This is a genomic window from Roseicyclus sp. (assembly GCF_052168335.1).
Lineage (GTDB): Bacteria > Pseudomonadota > Alphaproteobacteria > Rhodobacterales > Rhodobacteraceae > Roseibacterium.
Genome location: NZ_JBQLZP010000304.1, coordinates 1 through 17,373, shown reverse-complemented (window position 1 = coordinate 17,373; position 17,373 = coordinate 1). Strand labels below are relative to the sequence as shown.

Sequence of the window (17,373 nt, the reverse complement as noted above, 5' to 3'; positions counted from 1 at the left end):
CGCCCGCGTTCAGGCCGTCCGCGCCCGCGCCGCCGCGAACCACAGCGCGGCGAGCGCGAGGCAGGCGAGCCCGTTCCAAGACGCCATGGAGAGGCCGAGCATCTCCCAGGCCACCTCGTCGCACATCACGATGCCCGACCCGATCTCGGGGTTGAGGAGGTCCGCCACGTCCATCGCGCCGAGATCCCCGCCGCCGCCCGAGCAGGAGGTCGGGCCTTCCCACCAGTCGCGCTCGACGCCCGTGTGGTAGAGCGCGATCCCCGCATTGCCGAGCATCGCGAGGCCGCCCGCGACCGCCACCAGCGCCGAGGGCACGGCCGCGCCGAGGAGACCCAGGACGATGGCGCCCGCATGCGGCCAGCGCTGCCAGAGGCACATGGCGCAGGGCGCGAGGCCGCCGAGGTGCTGGAAGGCGAAGGCCGCCGCCAGCATCGCGGCCGATCCGAAGCCCGCGAGGATCATCAGGGTGCGGCGGCTCGGCATCGGATTTCCCTTTCGGCTTTCCCACGCGGGTGATGTCGGGGAAACCGGCGGGGGTTGCAAGCCCCGGCACCCGCTTCAGAACCCGAGCCATCCGGCGATCAGCCGCACGAGGCTCGCCCCCGCGAAGACCAGCGACCCGATCCAGGCCGTGCCGAGAAGCGCGCCGAGAATGACCAGGACGCCGTCCCGTTGCAGGAGGCCCATCGCGACGATGACCACCGCGATCCCGGGGACGGTGTTGGTTCCGGGAAGCGGCACGAGGATCGAGGCGCTGAACAGCACCAGCGCCAGCCCCACCATCCGGTCGAGGGGCGCGCGCGTGAGCGACGAGAGGCGCGGTCGGCTCACCGCCTCGATCCGCCGCAGCCAGGGCTCCGCGCGCCGGGCGAGGTTGCGCAGCGCATCGCGCGAAACCGTCCGCGCCGCGAGCGACCGCGGCAGCCAGGGCGACTTCCGGCCCAGGAGCACCTGCACGGAGATGAACATGAGCGGCAGGGCGACGATCTGCGGCACCCCGTAGAGAAACGGGATGCAGCAGGGCAGGGCGAGCACCAGAAGGAACAGGCCGAAGGCGCGTTCATGGAGCTGCTCCATCAGCCAGTCTAGGGTGACGGTGTCGGTCTCGGCATCCTCCGCCAGTTTCGCGAGGCGGCGGGAGATCGTCACGGTTTCTTCGGGGTCCGCCATGGCGCGGGTGTCTCCTCGGGTGCGCGGGGCGCGGTCCTGATCTGCCGCACCGCGTAGCAAAGGAATGCCCGCCGTGCCAGCGTCGGCGCGTGCGGCCTGCGGCAACCGCGCGGGCGGCGCCGCTGGGGGCGCCGGCGGGGTTCGTCCGCCGCACAAAAAACGGGTGACAGGTTTCGGGCCTTGGTTAAGGATGACGCACGGAGCGTATGCCGCAGGCCGGCGGCAAGCGCTCGGACTGATGCGAAGAGCGTTCGGGCCAGCCGGTGCATCCATGACACCAGGAGGCTCCAAGGGAGGAATGACATGACGAACATCTTCAAGACGGCGGCGCTGGCCGCCGCCGTGGTCGGCGCCACGCTCACCGTCGGGGCGGGCGCCGCGAGCGCACAGGCCGAAGTGACGCTGCGCTGCCACCATTTCCTGTCGCCGATGGGCTCGGTGCCGCGCCGCTTCATCGAGCCCTGGGCCGAGCGGATCGAGGCGGAGTCGAACGGCCGCATCGACGTGGAGATCTACCCCGCGATGCAGCTCGGCGGCACGCCGCCCTCGCTCTACGACCAGGTGCGCGACGGCGTCGTGGACTGCGTCTGGACGATCCCCGCCTACACGCCCGGCCGCTTCCCCGAGGCCGAGACCTTCGAACTGCCCTTCATGACGTCGATGTCCGGCGAGGCGTCGAGCCGCGCGGCCTGGGACTTCACGCAGGAGCACCTGATGGAGCGCTTCTCGGATGTGCATCTGATGGCCGTTCATGTTCACGGGCCGGGCGTCATCCACACGACCAACGCGCCCATCACCTCGATCTCCGACTTCAACGGGCTCCAGCTCCGCGGTCCCTCGCGGATGGCGAACGCGCTGCTCGAGGAACTGGGCGCGACGCCCGTGGGCATGCCCGTGCCCGCCTTCCCCGAGGCGCTCAGCCGCGGCACGGTCGACGGCGGCGTGATCCCGTGGGAGGTGGTGCCCGCGCTCCGCGTCGAGGAACTGGCCGAGAACCACACACAGATCGGCGGCGACCGCGCGCTCTACAACACGTATTTCATCTGGGCGATGAACCCCGACACCTACGCCAGCCTGCCCGATGACCTGAAGGCGGTGATCGACGCGAATTCGGGCGTCGAGACCTCGGCCTGGGCGGGCCGCGCGATGGACGAGGGCGACGAGGTGGCCGAGACCGCGATCCGCGAGCGCGGCAACACCATCGTGACGCTCGACGATGCGGTCGTGGCCGAGCTGCGCGCCGTGGGCGAGGAGGTCACGCAGCGCTGGATCGAGGAGATGAACGGCCTCGGCCTCGACGGCCAGCAGCTCGTCGACGACGCCCGCGCGCTCGTGGCGCAGTACTCGGACCAGTGAGAAGGTCCGGTCCCGGCCCGTCGCGGGCCGGGGCCGTCGCACGAGGGGTGGAGTTGCGGTGAGGCGAGGCTTGCTTTCGGAGCCGTGTCCCGGTCTGGAGCGGGTGCGGGGAGCGCCCGGTCCCGGCCGTCCGGGCGCCGTGGCGGGGTGCCGTCGGCGGACCGAGTTTCTTGTAGAAGAAATCCGGCCCGGGGCGCCCGCCGCGTCGACCCCGCATCTTGATCCCGCCATCCCGGCTCTGGCAGAAGAGAAGCGCGCGCCTGCGGCGTTCCCGCGACGCGCTTGGGATCCTGCCCGCAGCGCGCGGCGCCGGGAACGGGAGAGGTCCGTGAGAGATCGTTTCGGAGGGAGCGAGTGGCGTGAGGGAGCACCGAGCGCCCCACCTCCGGTCCGGGCGGAGGGGAGGCCGCCCGGACGCCTAATTCCATGCCGCCGGGACCGCGCGGGGTCGGCTGCGGTCGTCCAGGCGTGGCACGCGGACGCCGAAGGCCGCGGATGCTGCTGATCGCGCCCCGGGCCGAGGCCGCGACGGGCCGCGCGGTCGAGCGCATGGCGCGCCTTCTCGCCTTCGCGGGGGGCGTGATCCTCGTGCTCGTGGCGGTCATGGTCTGCGCCTCGATCATCGGGCGGCAGTTCGACGGCATCGCCTTCTTCCGCCCCGTCCCGGGCGACTACGAGCTGGTCGAACTCGGCACCGTCATCGCGGTCTGCGCCTTCCTGCCCTGGTGCCAGCTCAAGCGCGGCCATGTCGCCGTCGACATCGTCGTGCAGCGGTTGTCCTGGCGCGCGCGCGCCTTCTCGGGCCTCGTCGGCGACATCCTCCTCGCGGTGGTGGCCTTCGTCATGGCCTGGCGGCTCTGGATCGGCTTCGGCGAGAAGTTCCCGCACGGCTCGGACGGGCTGCGCGCGGCGCTCGGGATGGGGTCGCGCCCCTTCTTCCCGGAAGTCACCTACGAGCTCGAGATCCCGGTCTGGATTCCCTACGCCTTCGCCTTCGTGGGCGTGGCGCTGTTCTTCCTGACCGCGCTCTACACCGTGTGGCGGTCGCTCAACTGGACCATCGAAGGCATGGAGCGGACGCCGTGACCGGGCTGGAACTGGCCTTCGCGGCCTTCGCGCTGATGCTCCTCGCGATCTTCCTGCGGGTGCCGATCGGCGTGGCGATGGCGGTCACGGGCTTCGTCGGCACCTGGATCGTGCTGGGGCGGCCGAGCCCCGCGCTCAGCCAGCTCAAGTCCATGACCTACGACACGTTCAAGGACTACAACCTCTCCATCGTGCCGCTCTTCCTCCTGATGGGGCAGTTCGCGACCAAGTCCGGCATGTCGGGCGCGCTGTTCCAGGCGGCCTCCGACTGGCTCGGGCACAAGCGGGGCGGTGTCGCCATGGCCTCGGTCGGGGCCTGTGCAGGCTTCGGGGCGATCTGCGGCTCCTCGCTCGCCACGGCCTCGACGATGGGGCAGGTGGCGCTGCCCGAGATGCGCAAGCGCGGCTATTCCGACAGCCTGTCGACCGGCGTCCTCGCCGCGGGCGGCACGCTCGGCATCCTGATCCCGCCCTCGATCATCCTCGTGATCTACGCCATCCTCGCCGAGCAGAACATCGTGAAGATGTTCGTGGCCGCCATCGTGCCCGGCATCCTCGCGGCGCTGGGCTACATGCTGACGGTCGCGATCTACGTGCGCGTCCGGCCCGGCGCGGCCACCACCGCCGACCGCGTGCCCTATGCCCAGCGGTTCCGCACCCTCGGCCGCATCTGGCCGGTCGTGGCGATCTTCGGCCTCGTCATGGGCGGGATCGCGGCGGACTGGGACTGGACGCAGTCGGGCGTGCAGGCGCTCTTCACGCCGACGGAGGGCGCGGCGGTCGGCGCCGTCGCCACGGGGCTCTACGGCATCCTGACGGGGGGCCTGAACTGGCGGGGCTTTCTCGACAGCGTGCTCGCCACCGCGCAGGCGACCGCGATGATCTTCTTCATCGTCTGGGGCGCCAAGCTGTTCAATTCCTTCCTCGCGCTGACCCGAGCGCCCGACCTCCTCGTGACCTGGATCGAGGCTTCGGGCTACGCGCCGCTCGTGGTGCTTGCGATCATGCTGGTGGCCTACCTGATCTTCGGCTGCGTCATGGACTCGCTCTCCATGATCCTGCTGACAATCCCGATCTTCTTCCCGATCATCATGTCGCTCGACTTCGTGATCCTCGGCCGCACGCTCAGCCCCGAGGAGGCGGCGATCTGGTTCGGCATCCTCGCGCTGATCGTGGTGGAGGTCGGGCTGATCACGCCGCCCGTGGGGATGAATCTCTTCATCATCAACTCGATGGCGCGCGACATCCCGATGGTGCGCACCTACGCGGGCGTCGCGCCCTTCGTCCTGTCGGACCTCGTGCGGGTGGTGATCCTGGTGATGTTCCCGGGCATCACGCTCTGGCTCGTGGGGGTGCTCTTCGGCTAGCCGCCGGATTGACGCGGGACAGGCGCGGCGATACGCAGGCACGCGTTGCCCGAGTGGCGGAATGGTAGACGCAGGGGATTCAAAATCCCCCGCCGCAAGGCTTGTCGGTTCGAGTCCGACCTCGGGTACCAGCACTTCCGAACGGAGCCGGCGTTGCGCAGACCTTCCGCGGAGGGAGCTGGTGCGGCTTGCGGGTGAGGCGCGCTCGCGTCAGAATCGGAAGCCAGGGAACACCATCGCCAGCGGGACCGGCGAGACGGCGCGTGCGATGGTCGCGGGGGTGGCGAGCGGTGCAAAGATGCCGCTGAGACCGGCCATCTTCGTTCATCGCAGACATCGTGGCCGAGCCGGTTCCGCGCGTTGCGACCGCCATGGCGGCGACCTGAAGGATCTGGGGAATGAGGGCGCACGCGCAACGCGCGTGTCTTGCGACGCGGAAAGCACCCTTCTCGACGCCCGGAACCTCGGTGACGAGGTTCGTGTGAAACGTCTCGTCCTGCGATCCTGGGGAGAGGCGAGGACGGTTTGCCAGTCTCCGGGCCTCGATATTGTCCTCTCCATCATGGAATTGGCGCGCGCAGATTCGGCGGCATCCGCCGCCCCGGTGTCATGGGACGGCGGCACCTTCGACCGCTTCAGAACCGGAAGACCCGGCCGATGCCGATCGAGGCGGATGTGAAGCTGTCCCGGGCGGCGAACGGCGCGTTGCGCGCCTCTCCGAGAAGGGTTCCGACGCCGACGGTCGCCTCGGCGAACCAGGTATCGGTGATGGCGTAGCGTATCGAGAGGTCGAGCGACGCCTCGGTGAAGCCCGCGCCGGGGGAGAAGGGGGCATAGCCCGACAGCGCCGACTGTGCGGCGCTGACACCGTAGAGGGCGTTCGCATAGGTGTCGTCGCCGTAGATCGTGGACAACTCCACCTCGTAGCTCAGGCGGTCCGAGAGGGTGTTCCCGAACCCGACCCCGAGGTTCAGGAACGTGCCGCCATGGCCCGAGCCCAGATCGGTGACCACCGAGGCGTCGAATTCCAGCACGCCCCACTCGGCCTCGGCGAAGACCGCCAGTTCGACGGCGCCGTCCAGGTTCCCGAGGCCGGCCAGCCGTGCGTCATCCCGTTCCCTTCGGCCCTCTCCCGGCCCGATGGCCACACCGAAGGTCAACCCGGAGGGTCCGTCGCTGGCGAAGATGTCGAAACCGACCCCGAGTTCACCCATGGAGACGCGTCCGTATCGCGCCTCGATGATGGGGGCGGGCTCGACCCGCGTCCGGTCGGAGCCGGCGAAGACCGGCTCCATCGCGGCGCCAAGGCCGAGGACGATGACGCCCCTTTCGTCGGCGTCCGCCTGTGCAACTGCGGCCGCTCCGGTCCAAAGGAGCAGAGCGGTCGCGAAGGCCGCGCGAGAGGCGGCTGTGTTCAGGATGGTCATGAGCGGGTGCCTCTTGTCTGGAACGGTCAGTTCGCGGTGAACAGCGGGATCGCCAGCGCGCTCGGCATTGCGCCGCCGGTGACGATGCCGAGGGTGGCGGATCGCATCTCGCCGGACGTGAAGAGATCGCCGCCGGTCTGCGGATTGCGGTCCCAGGCCGGGAAGTCCGACCCGGCGAGGAGAAGCGCAAGCGCGTGCCCGGGTGCGACGCGGTGCACGATCTGGCCGAGTTCGACCGTGACCCGCGTCTCCCCCGGAGAGGCGGCTGCGACCCGTGCCAGATGCGACAGGACAAGGCGGGCGGTGCCGTCGGGCGCGATCTCGAGCAGCCGCGCGCTGACATCGAAGCTCGGCGCCTCGGTGCGGACGGTGAGGTCCGCAACGACCGGTCCCGCGATCCAGCTCTCCACGGTCGACGGAGCCGTGCGGAAGACGGCGATGTCCGGGCGGCCGAGCAGGCTGGCGTGATCCTGCGTGCCCGCTGCGGCAAGGAGATTGCGGCCACCGAGGGTCGGGACCGGATCGGCCGGATCGCTGGTGAAGACCACCTCACCTTCGGCGCCATCACCGCGCGGTTCCATCCCGCCGTCGTCCGTCAGGTGGACCACCAGCGCCGGCGCCACGAGATCCGCCATGGCATCCGCGCGGAGGAACGCGTCGGCCTCTCCCTGCACCGCAAGCTCGACGTCGGCCCGCGCCGGGGCCGGGGCGTCCTTGAGCCAGTGGTCGAACCACGACAGCATCCGCGGCTCGGGATAGATGCGGGGGTCGTCGATCTCGTAATGGCTGCCGTTCACGACCAGCAGTTCGGTGGGCACGCCCCGCTCCACGAGATCCGCGTGAAGCGCGACGGCACTTCGTGCGAAACTGTCCTGCCAGAGGCTGACGATGGAGGTCGGGACCAAGATGTCGCCGCGCACGTCGAGCTCTGTGCGGTAGGCCGCGAGCACGTCCGCGTCAGCCAGAAGGCTCCAGAACGGCATCAGCCGGGCCAGTTCCTCGGACCGGCCGAGGGGCGCCGCCATCCAGACCTCCGAAGACAGCGGGTCCTCGATGCCTTGGGCCAGTGCGCCGAAGTAGCCGCCGATGGCCTCGACGAACTCCGGCACCTCTGCGGGTGCGATGCCGCGCGCCGCCACATGCCCGGGGCTGACGTCGAAGGCGAGCGAGGCGCCCTGCAGGAGCAGCGTCTCGACCTTCATGCCGCCGCCCTCGGGCGCCATGTCGATCCCGAAGGGGTCGGCCGGGGCCGCCTGCAGGAAGACCGCGTCGAGCGAGGGTGGCTGGGCGGCGGCGGCCAGCGCGGCCGTCATGCCGAGACCGCTGTCGCCGAAGATGCCGATGCGCCCGTTGCTCCAGGGCTGGTCGGCCACCCATTCGACGAGGTCGTACCCGTCGCTGCGGTCGTCGAGCCAGCTCCGGTCGACACCGCCGGACCCCATGCGGCCGCGGGTGTTCTGGATGACGAGCGCATAGCCGTTCTCGGTGATCAGGGGCCAGCCCCGGGCCAGCGCCTCGGCGGGGTCGAGGTCGTCGTCCCCATCTTCGTCCCCATCTTCGTCCTCGTCCTCGTCCTCGTCGGCCGCTCGGTCGGGCAGCGTCCGGCGGCTGTCGAACGGCTCGCCGCCGAGAGGCGCGATCGGCAGGCCGTAGATCGTGCGCGTCACCAGCGTCGGAAACGGCCCGTCGCCGTCCGGCAGCTAGATGAAGGTCTCGAGCGCCACGCCGTCGCGCATGGCGACTTCGGTCGCGATGAGATGGGTATCGGCCAGGGCAAGGGCCGTCTGGCAGAGAAACGCGGCGAACAGGACGCCGACGGAGCGCGGGCCATTCCTGTGGGATCGGCCTGGAACCGTTGTGACATGAGACATCGGGGGAACCTCGTTGTTGGGCGAGGTTCAGGGGCTTCCGGAAGAGATCGCACTGCAACCGGGCCTGCACGAAATGCAGCCTGCACTGCACGAACGAACATGGCGGCAGCCATGATCGGGGCCGCGTTCGACGCCGGATGCGTCCTCGCTTCAGGAGCTGGAAGGATGTCGCCGCCCCTCTGGCCGGGCGTGACCGCAGGGGCCGCCACAAGGATCAGGAACCCACGTGTCGGGACGCCTCGCATCGTCTCGAGGTTTCCACGTCTCCGCCTCCTTTTCGACCTGTGGGCCTGAGAGTGATCGCGAGGTCTATCGCTCCTGCGCACTGTCCTGTGATCGCTCGTTCGGCGGGCCACGGTTCCGACCCGGATCGTGACATCGAGTCCGAAGTCGTGGCGGGTTCCGGGTCAAGGCCAGCGCCGGCCGCCCGCCACCGCCCGTGACCCGGAACGGGCCGGCCCGTGACCCGTCGGAGTGGTCGACCCTGAAAGCGATAACCCAAGATAGATGACCCAAATGGAAATCACCGACAGCGAAAGCCTGCTCCATGCGTCGATGGAGCATTCTCCCATCGGCATGGCGCTGACGCGGATGGATGGCTCATGGATCGACGTCAACCCGGCCCTGTGCGACATCCTTGGATACAGCAAGTCGGAACTGATGGTCGCCGGGTTCAAGCAGGTGACACTGCCCGAGGATCGCGAGGCGACCGTTGCGACCGCGCGCGCGCTGGTGGCGTCCGGCCGGAAGAGCGTGCGGCTGGAGAAGCGCTACATCCATGCGAGCGGCCGGATCGTCGAGGCCGTCCTCTACCTCACGGTCGTGCGCGATGCCGCCGGAACACCGGTCATGTACATCTCGCAGATCACCGATGTCACGGCGGCGCGGCAACTCGAATTCCTGAAAAGCGAGTTCATTCATACCGTGAACCACGAACTGCGCACGCCGCTGACCGGGATCATGGGTGCCTTGCAGTTGCTGGAGGGGACGGCGGCACGGGACTTGCCGGGGCCGACGCGAGGCCTGCTGGACATAGCGTCGAGGAATTGCAAACGCCTGAAATCGCTCCTGGACGATATTCTGGAAATGGAACAGGTCGCCGCCGGGGATAGCCTCGATGAACCCGAGGAGGTGGATCTGGCCGACATCGTCGAAGGCGCCGTGGGCGCCATGCGCGAGAAATCCGAAGCGGCCGCCATTCCCGTGCATGTCGTGTCCCATGTGCCGTCGGTCATGTGTCAGACCCATTCGCAGCGGCTGATGCGGGTGCTTCGGATCCTGCTGTCGAACGCGATCAAGTATTCCGACCCCAAGGGTGACGTCACGGTCCGTCTCGAGCGGGTGGATGGGGCGGCGCGCATCAGCGTGCGCAACATCGGCCTTCCCATTCCCGACGCGATGCGAGACTTCATCTTCCAGCCCTTCGTCCTCGGCGAACCGAGCGATACCCGGCGCAAACAGGGCGGCGGGCTTGGGCTTGCGATCGCGCACAACCTCACGACCTCGATCGGAGGCAGGATCGGCTTCACCAGCGACGAAGCGGAGACGCGGTTCTGGGTGGACCTTCCGATGCCCGCGGGCATGCAGCGCGGTGCCGCGGCCTCCTGATCGTTCCGATCCTGCGCATCGGCCCCGGCAGGCGTCCGCCCGCCGGGGCCGCAATGCCGGTCGCGGTGTCACTCGGCCGGAGCGGGCGCGGTCTCCTGTCCGACCGCCGGAGCGGTCTGCGCCTCGGGAGCGCCGTCCGGAGCGACGTCGATCACCGGATCCGCCTCGGTCGCGACGCCGTCGGCGGGCGCAGTCGTGACCGGCGCGGCGTCGCGGCCGCCCCAGCCTCCGAGGGTCGCGAAGAAGATCACGCCAAGAAGGACGAGCAGCAGGACGCCCGCCACGACGCCTCCGCTGGACGATCCTCTCCGGTATCCGGCGTCCGTGCCGCGCGGGGCCATCGGGTCGCCGCCGGGCCTGCGGCCATACGGGTCGGTCCGGCCGCGGTCATGGTCGCTGTGCATTTGAACCTCCATCAGATACGTCCCTGTGCTTCCCGAACCGCCGGGGTCGATGGAGGGTTGCCGCCGGTGCGAGGCCACCGAGCCGGGCGGCGGCAAAGCGCGCAGACACGTCTCCCCATGCGCCAATTGCCGCCGATGGCGACGACCATCGCGAGGCGACATGACCAGGGTGTGACGGGGCCTGCGTCCTGCGCGCATCCGCAGTCTGATGATCGCTGCGGGGCGAGCGCGGTATCGGCATCTGCGGGTGCCCTCCCGTCCTTGCGCGGAGCGCGGCGGGCCGATCCGTGTCAACGACCCGAGGTGGCCCCCCTCCCGCGAAGGGGAGTCCTTGCGGTCGCGATCGAGGATCACGGTTCGGGCGTGATCCGGAGCGCTGCTACCTGTCCTTCTTGCCGGGTCTCGGGGCGTGCCGGGCCTTGGCCTTCCCCTTGCCGCGCGGACCCTTGCCGGGACCGGGTCCGGAAGATGGACGGTCCGACGGATCGTAGCGCCGCGAGGTGTCGGATGCGCCGGTGCGGCCAGCCGCGGACGGCTGGCGAGGTGTCCTTGCAGCGTCCGGCATCCCCTTCCCGGGTCGCGTCTTGCCCGGGGGCCTCGCCCCCGCCGTATCGTCCTTGCCGCGGGTCCGCGTCTTGCGAGGGCCATCGTCGGCCCGTCGCTGCGCCGAAGCGGAATGGGCCGTTCCGGGTCCGTCTGCGCCATGCCCGGACTTCAGGGTGCCGCGCGACCTCTGCCGCTTCGCCTCCGGCGCCGGGGCGGGGCTCGGCGCAGCGGTGACGGGCTCCGCGGGTGCGATGCCGGATGGCGGTGCGGACGCGACGGCCGACGGTTCGTCGCTCTGCCGCGCCGGCTTGCCCGGCGCCCGAACCTCCGCGGGCGGTCGATCGGCGCGCCGCGCCGTGATGCCGTCCTCCAGCATGCCGTCCGGCCCGATCGCCGCGAGAAACTCGGGCACGCGCGCCTCGGCGATCTCCACGAGGGTCTCGGAGGGCTGCACGCGGATCGCGCCGATCGCGTCCTTGCCGACGCGGCCCGCGCGGCACAGCATCGGCAGAAGCCAGCGCGCCTCGGCCCGCGCCTCGCGGCCGACCGACAGCGAGAACCAGACGCTCGGCCCGAAGGGCGCCCGCTCGCGCGCGGCCGGGCGCTCCGCGGGATCGGCCAGTTCCTCGGGCGCGGAATGCTGCGCGCGGTAGAACCGCAGGCAGGCGGCGGCGATGGCCCGCGGATCGTGGAGCGCGAGGAGGCGATCGGCGAAGGACGCCTCGTCCCCGGCAAGCTCGTCCGACCAGGCGGGATCGGCGAGGAGCCGCTCCTCGTCGCGGCGGCGGATGTCGTCGGCGCCGGGCGCCCGCGTCCACTCGGCCACGACGCGTGCGCTCTTCAGGAGCCGCTGGACATGGCGGGCGGCCTTGGGTGGCACGACCAGCGCCGACAGCCCCTTGCGCCCGGCGCGTCCGGTCCGGCCCGAGCGGTGCAGCAGGGTCTCGGCATTCGTCGGCAACTCGGCATGGACGACAAGCTCGAGGTTCGGCAGGTCGATGCCGCGGGCGGCCACGTCGGTGGCGACGCAGACGCGGGCCCGGCCGTCGCGCATCGCCTGAAGCGCGTGGGTCCGCTCGGTCTGGCTGAGTTCGCCCGACAGGCTCACGACGGAAAAGCCGCGGTTCGCGAAACGCGCCGTCAGCCGGTTCACCGTGGCCCGCGTGTTGGCGAAGACCAGCGCGTTCTGCGCCTCGTGGTAGCGCAGGACGTTGATGATGGCGTTCTCGGCATCGGCCTGCGCGACCTCGAGCACCTGGTAGGCGATGTCGGCGTGCTGGCTGCGGTCGGTCAGCGTGGTGACCCGCACCGCCTCGCGCTGGTAGTGCTGCGCCAGCGTCGCGATCATCGGCGGGACGGTGGCCGAGAACAGGAGCGTCCGGCGGTCGGCGGGCGCCGCGCCCAGCATGAACTCGAGGTCCTCGCGGAACCCCAGGTCGAGCATCTCGTCGGCCTCGTCGAGCACCACGACGCGCAGGCTGCCCATGTCGAGCGAGCCGCGCCGGATATGGTCCGTCAGGCGGCCGGGCGTGCCCACGACGATATGCGCGCCGCGTTCCAGCGCGCGGCGTTCGTCGCGCATGTCCATGCCGCCCACGCACGACGCCAGGCGCGCGCCCGTCTTCGCATAAAGCCAGCCAAGCTCGCGCGTCACCTGGAACGCCAGTTCCCGCGTCGGCGCGACGATCAGCGCAAGCGGCGCCGCCGCGGGGCCGAAGGTGTCGGCTTCGCCCAGAAGACTGGGCGCGATCGCGAGCCCGAAGCCCACGGTCTTGCCCGAGCCCGTCTGTGCCGACACGAGGAGATCGGCATCGCGGAGCGCGGGATCGGTGACGGCCGCCTGTACCGGCGTGAGCGTTTCGTAGCCACGCTCCGCGAGTGCGGCCGACAGGGACTGGATCATGCACGGGTCCGATCTGAATGACGCCCGCGACGACACCCGCGGCGATCTGTCGAGGTTGCGTCCGGCGAAGGGCGCCTCCTAACGCAGTTCGTTCCTCGTGTACACAGGGCGGAGTGCCATATGGAAAACCGCCCGGGCACGACCTCGCCGCCCTCCCGGCTCGGAAGCCGCGGGTCCGCTGCGGCCCGGTTCGCGTCGATGCCTGCCACCGCGAGATCGGGCGGCATGACATCGCATGGGACGACGGCTCGGAGACATCGCCAGGACGGGCGATGAGCTACCTGAAGATCGCTCTCAACAGGGTCTGCACGTCGAACGGCTTGTCGCACCGGGGAACGTCGCCGTATTGAGCGGGCAAGCCGCGGTCGCTGTATCCCGTGAGAAAGACGAAGGGGACGCCGCGCGTCCGGAGCGCTGCCGCCACCTCGAAGGATTTCTCCTGACCGAGCGTCACGTCGAGCGTCGCGCCGTCGAGGGCATCCACCTTGTCGATCTCGGCAAGCGCGGCGGTCACGTTCGCCACCGGCCCGACCACCTCCGCTCCGAGCTCCTGGAGGGCTTCGCAGAGGTCGGCCGCGATCAGGTATTCGTCCTCGACCACGAGGATGCGTCGACCCCGCGCGAGGTCGGCGATGTCACTGCTCATGTCCCGTCCTCCTGCGCCGCTCCGGGAGTGGCAGCATGATGACGCAGCGAAGGCCATCGGGTTCCAGAACGTATGTCGTTTCCGCGCCGAGCTGGTAGGGCAGCGCCCGCTCGATCAGCTCGCGGCCGTAGCCGCCGGGCCGCGGGGCAGGGTCCGTGTCGGCGACACGGATGCCCGTCTCGCGCCATTCGAAGCGGAGCCTCCGCGGGCTGCCCCTCGCGACGTCCCACGCGATGCTCAGATGCCCGTCCGGCGTCTTCAGGGCGCCGTGCTTCGCCGCGTTGGTCAGCAGTTCGTGCAGCGCCAGGGCGAGCGTCTGCACCGATGCGGAGGGAAGGCCGATCCCCCTCGGCCCGGCCACCGTAACCTGCGACCCGTATCCGGCCTCGTCCAGGATTCCGTGTCCGCGCAGTTCCGTCTCGATCAGATCGTCGAACGTCACCCGATCCCCTTCTTCCAGCCGGGACAGGAGGCCGTTCGCCCGCGCGAGCGCCTCCAGCCGCTCGCCGAAGCGCTGTCCGTAGTCCTCGAGCGAGGTGCTCCCGCGCAACGTGCGTGCCGACATGGCCCTGACCACGCCGATGAGGTTCCGGGTACGGTGCTGCAACTCGGCGACCAGAACCTCCATCCGGTCGGCGGTTTCCTTCTCTTCGGTCGCGTCATGCGTGATCCCTCCGAGACGCTCGACGCGTCCGTCCGGGCTGACCAGCCGGAAGCCTTCCGTCCGCAGCCAGCGCACCGCCCCGTCCGACGGGCGGCGGATGCGATACTCGTAGGACCGCGCGCCCTGTCTGAGGTCGCGGATGGCCGCATGGGTCGCCTCGCGATCCTCCGGGACGACGAGGTTCATGAGGAAGCCGATGCTCGGGGTCTCGAGCGCGACCTCGCGCTGTACGCCGTAGATGCGGTCGAAGGCGTGGCTGAGGTATTCCCACTCCAGCGTGTCGGCATCCCTGATCCAGAGGGCGTCCGACGATGCGTCCCCGAACTGTCGGAAGCGTGCCTCGCTTTCCTGCAAGGCCATTTCGGCGGCCTTGCGATCTGTCAGATCGACCGTGACGGCAAGCAGGTTGCCCGGGCCGCCATCGGTCGCCGCAAGCAAGGTGGCGCGGCTGCTGGCCCAGACGATCGTGCCGTCGGGGCGGAGATACCGCTTGTCGATGGCGCTTTCGGCGCCGGAGACCTCGCCGCGCAAGACCCGTCCGACCGCTTCCAGCGTCTTGGGCAGGTCTTCGGGATGCGTCACGTCGGGGACGCCGAGGTTCAGGAGGTCCTCGCGCGTGCGCCCGAGGATGCGGCAGAGCTCGTCGTTCACGCGCAACAGGCGCCCGTCGGGCGATATCTCGGACAGGCCGACCGAGGCGCCCGCGAACATCGCGGACAGCCGGGCCTCGCTTTCGGACAGCCTGTCGGCCGCGCGGCGACGCTCGGTGACGTCCTGCCCGATCTTCATGAAGCCACGGCGGCCCGTTCCCGTGCGCTCGAGCGACAGGACCGAGCCTTCGATGAACACGCGCGAGCCGTCGCGTGTCTCGTGCCAGCGGATGTCCGGTGCGCTGCCCTCGCGCGCCGCCTGCGCGAGCTCCGCGGCCGGGGCGCCTTGCGCGCGGTCCTCTTGCGTGAAGGTTCGATCGAAGGAATGGCCGACCATCTCCTCCTCGCTCCAGCCGAAGACCGCTTCCGCGCCGGGCGGCCAGGAGGTGACGACGCCGTCGCCGTCCATCGTGAAGATGGCGTAGTCCCGCGCGCCCTTCACGATGAGCCGGTAGAGCTCCTCGCTCTCCTGGCGGCGCAGGTCCGAGCGGGCGCGCTCGACCGCCGCCCAGGTGCGTTCCGCCACCTCCTGGACCAGCGCGATCTCCGCGTCCGTGAAATCGTGGGGCGCCACGTAGTGGACGGCGAGGATCGCCACGAGTTCGCCCGACTTGACGAGTGGGACGTTCAGCGTCGCGGCCAGGCCGAGGGCGGCGTGGATCTCCTTTTCCCGGGCGTTCAGGACGGGATCGTTCGGGATGTCGGGGCGCGCGACGGTCCGGCCCTGCCGCAGTTCCCGCACGAGGTTCTCGCCGAAGTCGAGATAGCGGTATCGCCCCTCGACGCCCGCAACGCCGCTCGTGTAGTTTCTCGTCACGACCACCGCGTCGCCGTCACCGGCATCCTCGGCATACGCGACCCGGTTCGCCCCAAGGTGCGCGCCGAGGAGCCGCGCGGCCGTGGTCTGGACCTCGACGGGGTCCTGGAGCGGCCGCAGGGCGTCGCCGAGCCTGACCAGAAAGGCCTGGCGGTCCTCGCTGAGGCGCAAGGCCCGCTCGGCGAGAATCTGTCGGGTGATCTCCACGCATGGGCAGAAGAACCCCGAGACCCCGCCGTCCTCATCGAAGATCGGCGTATAGCTGAAGCTGAAATGCGTTTCCTCGGGAAAGCCCCGGCGTTGCATCCAGAGCTCGATGTCGTCCATGTAGACCGGGTGGCCCGCGAAGGCCTTTTCGACGATCGGCACCAGGTCTTCGCGGATCTCGTGCCAGACCTCGAGAAAATCGCGTCCGAGCGCCGTCGGGTGCTTGGCCGCGAGGATGTCGGCGTAACCGTCGTTGTAGAGAAGGGTCCGCGCGCTGCCCCAGACGATGAACATCGGCTGGTTCGAGTTGAGCATGACCGACACCAGCGTGCGCAGCGCGGCAGGCCACGTCCCATGCGCTCCGAGGGGCGTGCGCTCCCAGTCATGGTCGCGCAGTCTCCTCGACATCTCGCCCGACCACAGCGGCCACGCGGAACCTGCGTCTTCGGACTGCATGACGTCAGTGTGGACCCGCCGGCCTCGCGCTGCAACAGGCGGACGATACACAAGCGACGGTCACCCATCGGTCACCCGACCCAGAGCTGCGGCGCCCGACATGGGGGGCGGGCGAATGGGGAGGGGATCGCTTCCCCGAGATGCCGGCGACGCCGAATGCGCGCGGACCAGACTACAGCCGCGCCGGCGCGATCAGCGGTCGGTACGGCACCATGTGGACCCTCGACCGCATCGGGGAGCCGCATTCCGAATTCTCTCTGGCCTGCCCGGCGTGATGTGACACGCTGTCGGCGCATGAGACCGCGAGGATCGAGGGGGAGGGACTGGAATGGCGATCAAGCTGGAACGGGCGGACTGGGCCAGGGACCCGGCCGAATGGAGGGGGCGTTTCGAAGGGAAGGCCATCGGGACCGGCGTGACGGTCCTGTTCTTCTCCAATGAACGCATCGGCGCGGGCCCGGTCCTGCACCGGCACCCCTACGACGAGGTCTTCATCGTCCGCGAAGGCCGCGCCCGCTTCACGATCGGCGACGAGATCGTCGAGGCGGTGGCAGGCGACATCCTGCTCGCGCCGGCGGGCACGCCGCACAAGTTCGAGAACCTCGGGCCGGGACGACTCGAGACGACGGACATCCACGTATCGCCCGAATACATCCAGGAGGACCTGGAATAGCGCCGGGCGACCCGGTTCGGATGGCGCTGTCGCCCCGTTCCACCGCGTCGATGTTCACCGACCCAGCGCCTCCACGACCAGCTCGGCGGCGGCTGCCCCGGAATACTGCTGCTGCCCGGTGATCAGGTTCCCGTCGCGGACCGCGAAGGGCTTGAACATGCCCGCGACGACGAAGTTCGTGTCCGGCAGCTTCTTCGCCTCCTCCTCGATCCAGAACGGCTGGATCTTCATGCCGACGAAGGCGTCGGCATAGGCCTCCTCGCTGTCGGCGAAGCCGGTCCAGGTCCTGCCCTTCACGAGCAGATCCCCGTTCGAAAGCCGCGTCTTCAGCAGGATGCAGGTGCCGTGGCAGACCACGGCCACGATCTTCCCGGCCTCGTAGGCGCGGGCGACGAAGGCGTGGAGATCGGTGTCGTCGATCATCGTGACCATCGGCGATTGCCCGCCCGCGACGAAGATCGCGTCGTAGGCGTCGAGGTCGACCTCGGCGATCGGCCGCGTGCCCTTCAGGCGCGCGGCGTG

At 69.9% G+C, this 17,373-nt stretch carries 15 protein-coding genes and 1 tRNA gene; 6 read left to right on the top strand and 10 right to left on the bottom strand.

Translation table 11 applies throughout. The annotated features are described in order from the left end of the window. Positions 1 to 9: 9 nt before the first annotated feature. On the bottom strand, positions 10 to 483 hold the full coding sequence (locus tag ACTS11_RS09500) for a disulfide bond formation protein B (protein WP_442640078.1): 474 nt from the start codon (positions 481 to 483) through the stop codon (positions 10 to 12). A 75-nt stretch (positions 484 to 558) separates the two neighbouring features. Beyond that, a complete protein-coding gene (locus ACTS11_RS09495) occupies positions 559 to 1,170 on the bottom strand; it encodes an exopolysaccharide biosynthesis protein (RefSeq protein WP_442640077.1) in 612 nt (203 codons plus the stop codon). Between the two features lie 303 nt (positions 1,171 to 1,473). Between ACTS11_RS09495 and ACTS11_RS09490 the strand changes: the two genes are divergently transcribed. The 4 genes from ACTS11_RS09490 (at position 1,474) to ACTS11_RS09475 (ending at position 5,110) form a co-directional block, all read left to right on the top strand. Continuing rightward, positions 1,474 to 2,526, top strand: coding sequence for a TRAP transporter substrate-binding protein (locus ACTS11_RS09490; RefSeq protein ID WP_442640076.1), 1,053 nt, complete (start codon positions 1,474 to 1,476; stop codon positions 2,524 to 2,526). Positions 2,527 to 3,021: 495 nt separating this feature from the next. Continuing rightward, complete coding sequence (locus ACTS11_RS09485) at positions 3,022 to 3,612, top strand: TRAP transporter small permease (RefSeq protein ID WP_442640075.1); 591 nt, start codon at positions 3,022 to 3,024, stop codon at positions 3,610 to 3,612. Next, on the top strand, positions 3,609 to 4,979 hold the full coding sequence (locus ACTS11_RS09480; protein WP_442640074.1) for a TRAP transporter large permease: 1,371 nt from the start codon (positions 3,609 to 3,611) through the stop codon (positions 4,977 to 4,979). Before ACTS11_RS09485 ends, ACTS11_RS09480 begins: the two co-directional genes overlap by 4 nt. A gap of 47 nt (positions 4,980 to 5,026) precedes the next feature. Further along, positions 5,027 to 5,110 (top strand) — tRNA-Leu (locus ACTS11_RS09475). Positions 5,111 to 5,614: 504 nt separating this feature from the next. Here the strand turns inward: ACTS11_RS09475 and ACTS11_RS09470 are convergent. The 3 genes from ACTS11_RS09470 to ACTS11_RS09460 are packed head-to-tail and all read right to left on the bottom strand — an operon-like array spanning position 5,615 to position 8,277. Beyond that, positions 5,615 to 6,406, bottom strand: a complete 792-nt coding sequence (locus tag ACTS11_RS09470; RefSeq protein ID WP_442640073.1) for a MipA/OmpV family protein — start codon at positions 6,404 to 6,406, stop codon at positions 5,615 to 5,617. A gap of 26 nt (positions 6,407 to 6,432) precedes the next feature. Beyond that, positions 6,433 to 8,106: a CocE/NonD family hydrolase gene (locus ACTS11_RS09465; RefSeq protein ID WP_442640079.1), complete on the bottom strand. Its 1,674-nt coding sequence runs from the start codon at positions 8,104 to 8,106 to the stop codon at positions 6,433 to 6,435. Continuing rightward, positions 8,107 to 8,277: a hypothetical protein gene (locus ACTS11_RS09460; RefSeq protein WP_442640072.1), complete on the bottom strand. Its 171-nt coding sequence runs from the start codon at positions 8,275 to 8,277 to the stop codon at positions 8,107 to 8,109. 516 nt (positions 8,278 to 8,793) lie between these two features. On the opposite strand from ACTS11_RS09460, the gene ACTS11_RS09455 reads away from it, so the two are divergent. Then, positions 8,794 to 9,885, top strand: coding sequence for an ATP-binding protein (locus ACTS11_RS09455; RefSeq protein WP_442640071.1), 1,092 nt, complete (start codon positions 8,794 to 8,796; stop codon positions 9,883 to 9,885). 68 nt (positions 9,886 to 9,953) lie between these two features. On the opposite strand, the gene ACTS11_RS09450 is transcribed toward ACTS11_RS09455, so the two are convergent. The 4 genes from ACTS11_RS09450 to ACTS11_RS09435 form a co-directional block, all read right to left on the bottom strand. Beyond that, positions 9,954 to 10,289, bottom strand: coding sequence for a hypothetical protein (locus ACTS11_RS09450; RefSeq protein WP_442640070.1), 336 nt, complete (start codon positions 10,287 to 10,289; stop codon positions 9,954 to 9,956). Positions 10,290 to 10,668: 379 nt separating this feature from the next. Further along, positions 10,669 to 12,738: a DEAD/DEAH box helicase gene (locus tag ACTS11_RS09445; RefSeq protein ID WP_442640069.1), complete on the bottom strand. Its 2,070-nt coding sequence runs from the start codon at positions 12,736 to 12,738 to the stop codon at positions 10,669 to 10,671. 277 nt (positions 12,739 to 13,015) lie between these two features. Beyond that, on the bottom strand, positions 13,016 to 13,384 hold the full coding sequence (locus ACTS11_RS09440; RefSeq protein WP_442640068.1) for a response regulator: 369 nt from the start codon (positions 13,382 to 13,384) through the stop codon (positions 13,016 to 13,018). Next, positions 13,374 to 16,178 carry a PAS domain S-box protein gene (locus ACTS11_RS09435; RefSeq protein WP_442640067.1) on the bottom strand — a complete coding sequence of 935 codons (2,805 nt, stop codon included), beginning with the start codon at positions 16,176 to 16,178 and terminating at the stop codon, positions 13,374 to 13,376. The genes ACTS11_RS09440 and ACTS11_RS09435 overlap by 11 nt, the downstream gene beginning before the upstream one ends. Positions 16,179 to 16,506: 328 nt before the next feature. Here ACTS11_RS09435 and ACTS11_RS09430 point away from each other — a divergent pair, with 328 nt between their 5' ends. Continuing rightward, complete coding sequence (locus tag ACTS11_RS09430) at positions 16,507 to 16,851, top strand: cupin domain-containing protein (protein WP_442640066.1); 345 nt, start codon at positions 16,507 to 16,509, stop codon at positions 16,849 to 16,851. A 54-nt stretch (positions 16,852 to 16,905) separates the two neighbouring features. Here the strand turns inward: ACTS11_RS09430 and ACTS11_RS09425 are convergent. Continuing rightward, positions 16,906 to 17,373: type 1 glutamine amidotransferase domain-containing protein (locus ACTS11_RS09425; RefSeq protein ID WP_442640065.1), on the bottom strand; the 468-nt coding region annotated here is incomplete at its 5' end.

Bases quoted from the DNA above. Each gene is read 5' to 3' on its own strand.
- ACTS11_RS09500 (WP_442640078.1), bottom strand. From the start codon at position 483: ATGCCGAGCCGCCGCACCCTGATGATCCTCGCGGGCTTCGGATCGGCC.
- ACTS11_RS09495 (WP_442640077.1), bottom strand. From the start codon at position 1,170: ATGGCGGACCCCGAAGAAACCGTGACGATCTCCCGCCGCCTCGCGAAA.
- ACTS11_RS09490 (WP_442640076.1), top strand. From the start codon at position 1,474: ATGACGAACATCTTCAAGACGGCGGCGCTGGCCGCCGCCGTGGTCGGC.
- ACTS11_RS09485 (WP_442640075.1), top strand. From the start codon at position 3,022: ATGCTGCTGATCGCGCCCCGGGCCGAGGCCGCGACGGGCCGCGCGGTC.
- ACTS11_RS09470 (WP_442640073.1), bottom strand. From the start codon at position 6,406: ATGACCATCCTGAACACAGCCGCCTCTCGCGCGGCCTTCGCGACCGCT.
- ACTS11_RS09460 (WP_442640072.1), bottom strand. From the start codon at position 8,277: ATGTCTCATGTCACAACGGTTCCAGGCCGATCCCACAGGAATGGCCCG.
- ACTS11_RS09455 (WP_442640071.1), top strand. From the start codon at position 8,794: ATGGAAATCACCGACAGCGAAAGCCTGCTCCATGCGTCGATGGAGCAT.
- ACTS11_RS09450 (WP_442640070.1), bottom strand. From the start codon at position 10,289: ATGCACAGCGACCATGACCGCGGCCGGACCGACCCGTATGGCCGCAGG.
- ACTS11_RS09445 (WP_442640069.1), bottom strand. From the start codon at position 12,738: ATGATCCAGTCCCTGTCGGCCGCACTCGCGGAGCGTGGCTACGAAACG.
- ACTS11_RS09440 (WP_442640068.1), bottom strand. From the start codon at position 13,384: ATGAGCAGTGACATCGCCGACCTCGCGCGGGGTCGACGCATCCTCGTG.
- ACTS11_RS09435 (WP_442640067.1), bottom strand. From the start codon at position 16,178: ATGCAGTCCGAAGACGCAGGTTCCGCGTGGCCGCTGTGGTCGGGCGAG.
- ACTS11_RS09430 (WP_442640066.1), top strand. From the start codon at position 16,507: ATGGCGATCAAGCTGGAACGGGCGGACTGGGCCAGGGACCCGGCCGAA.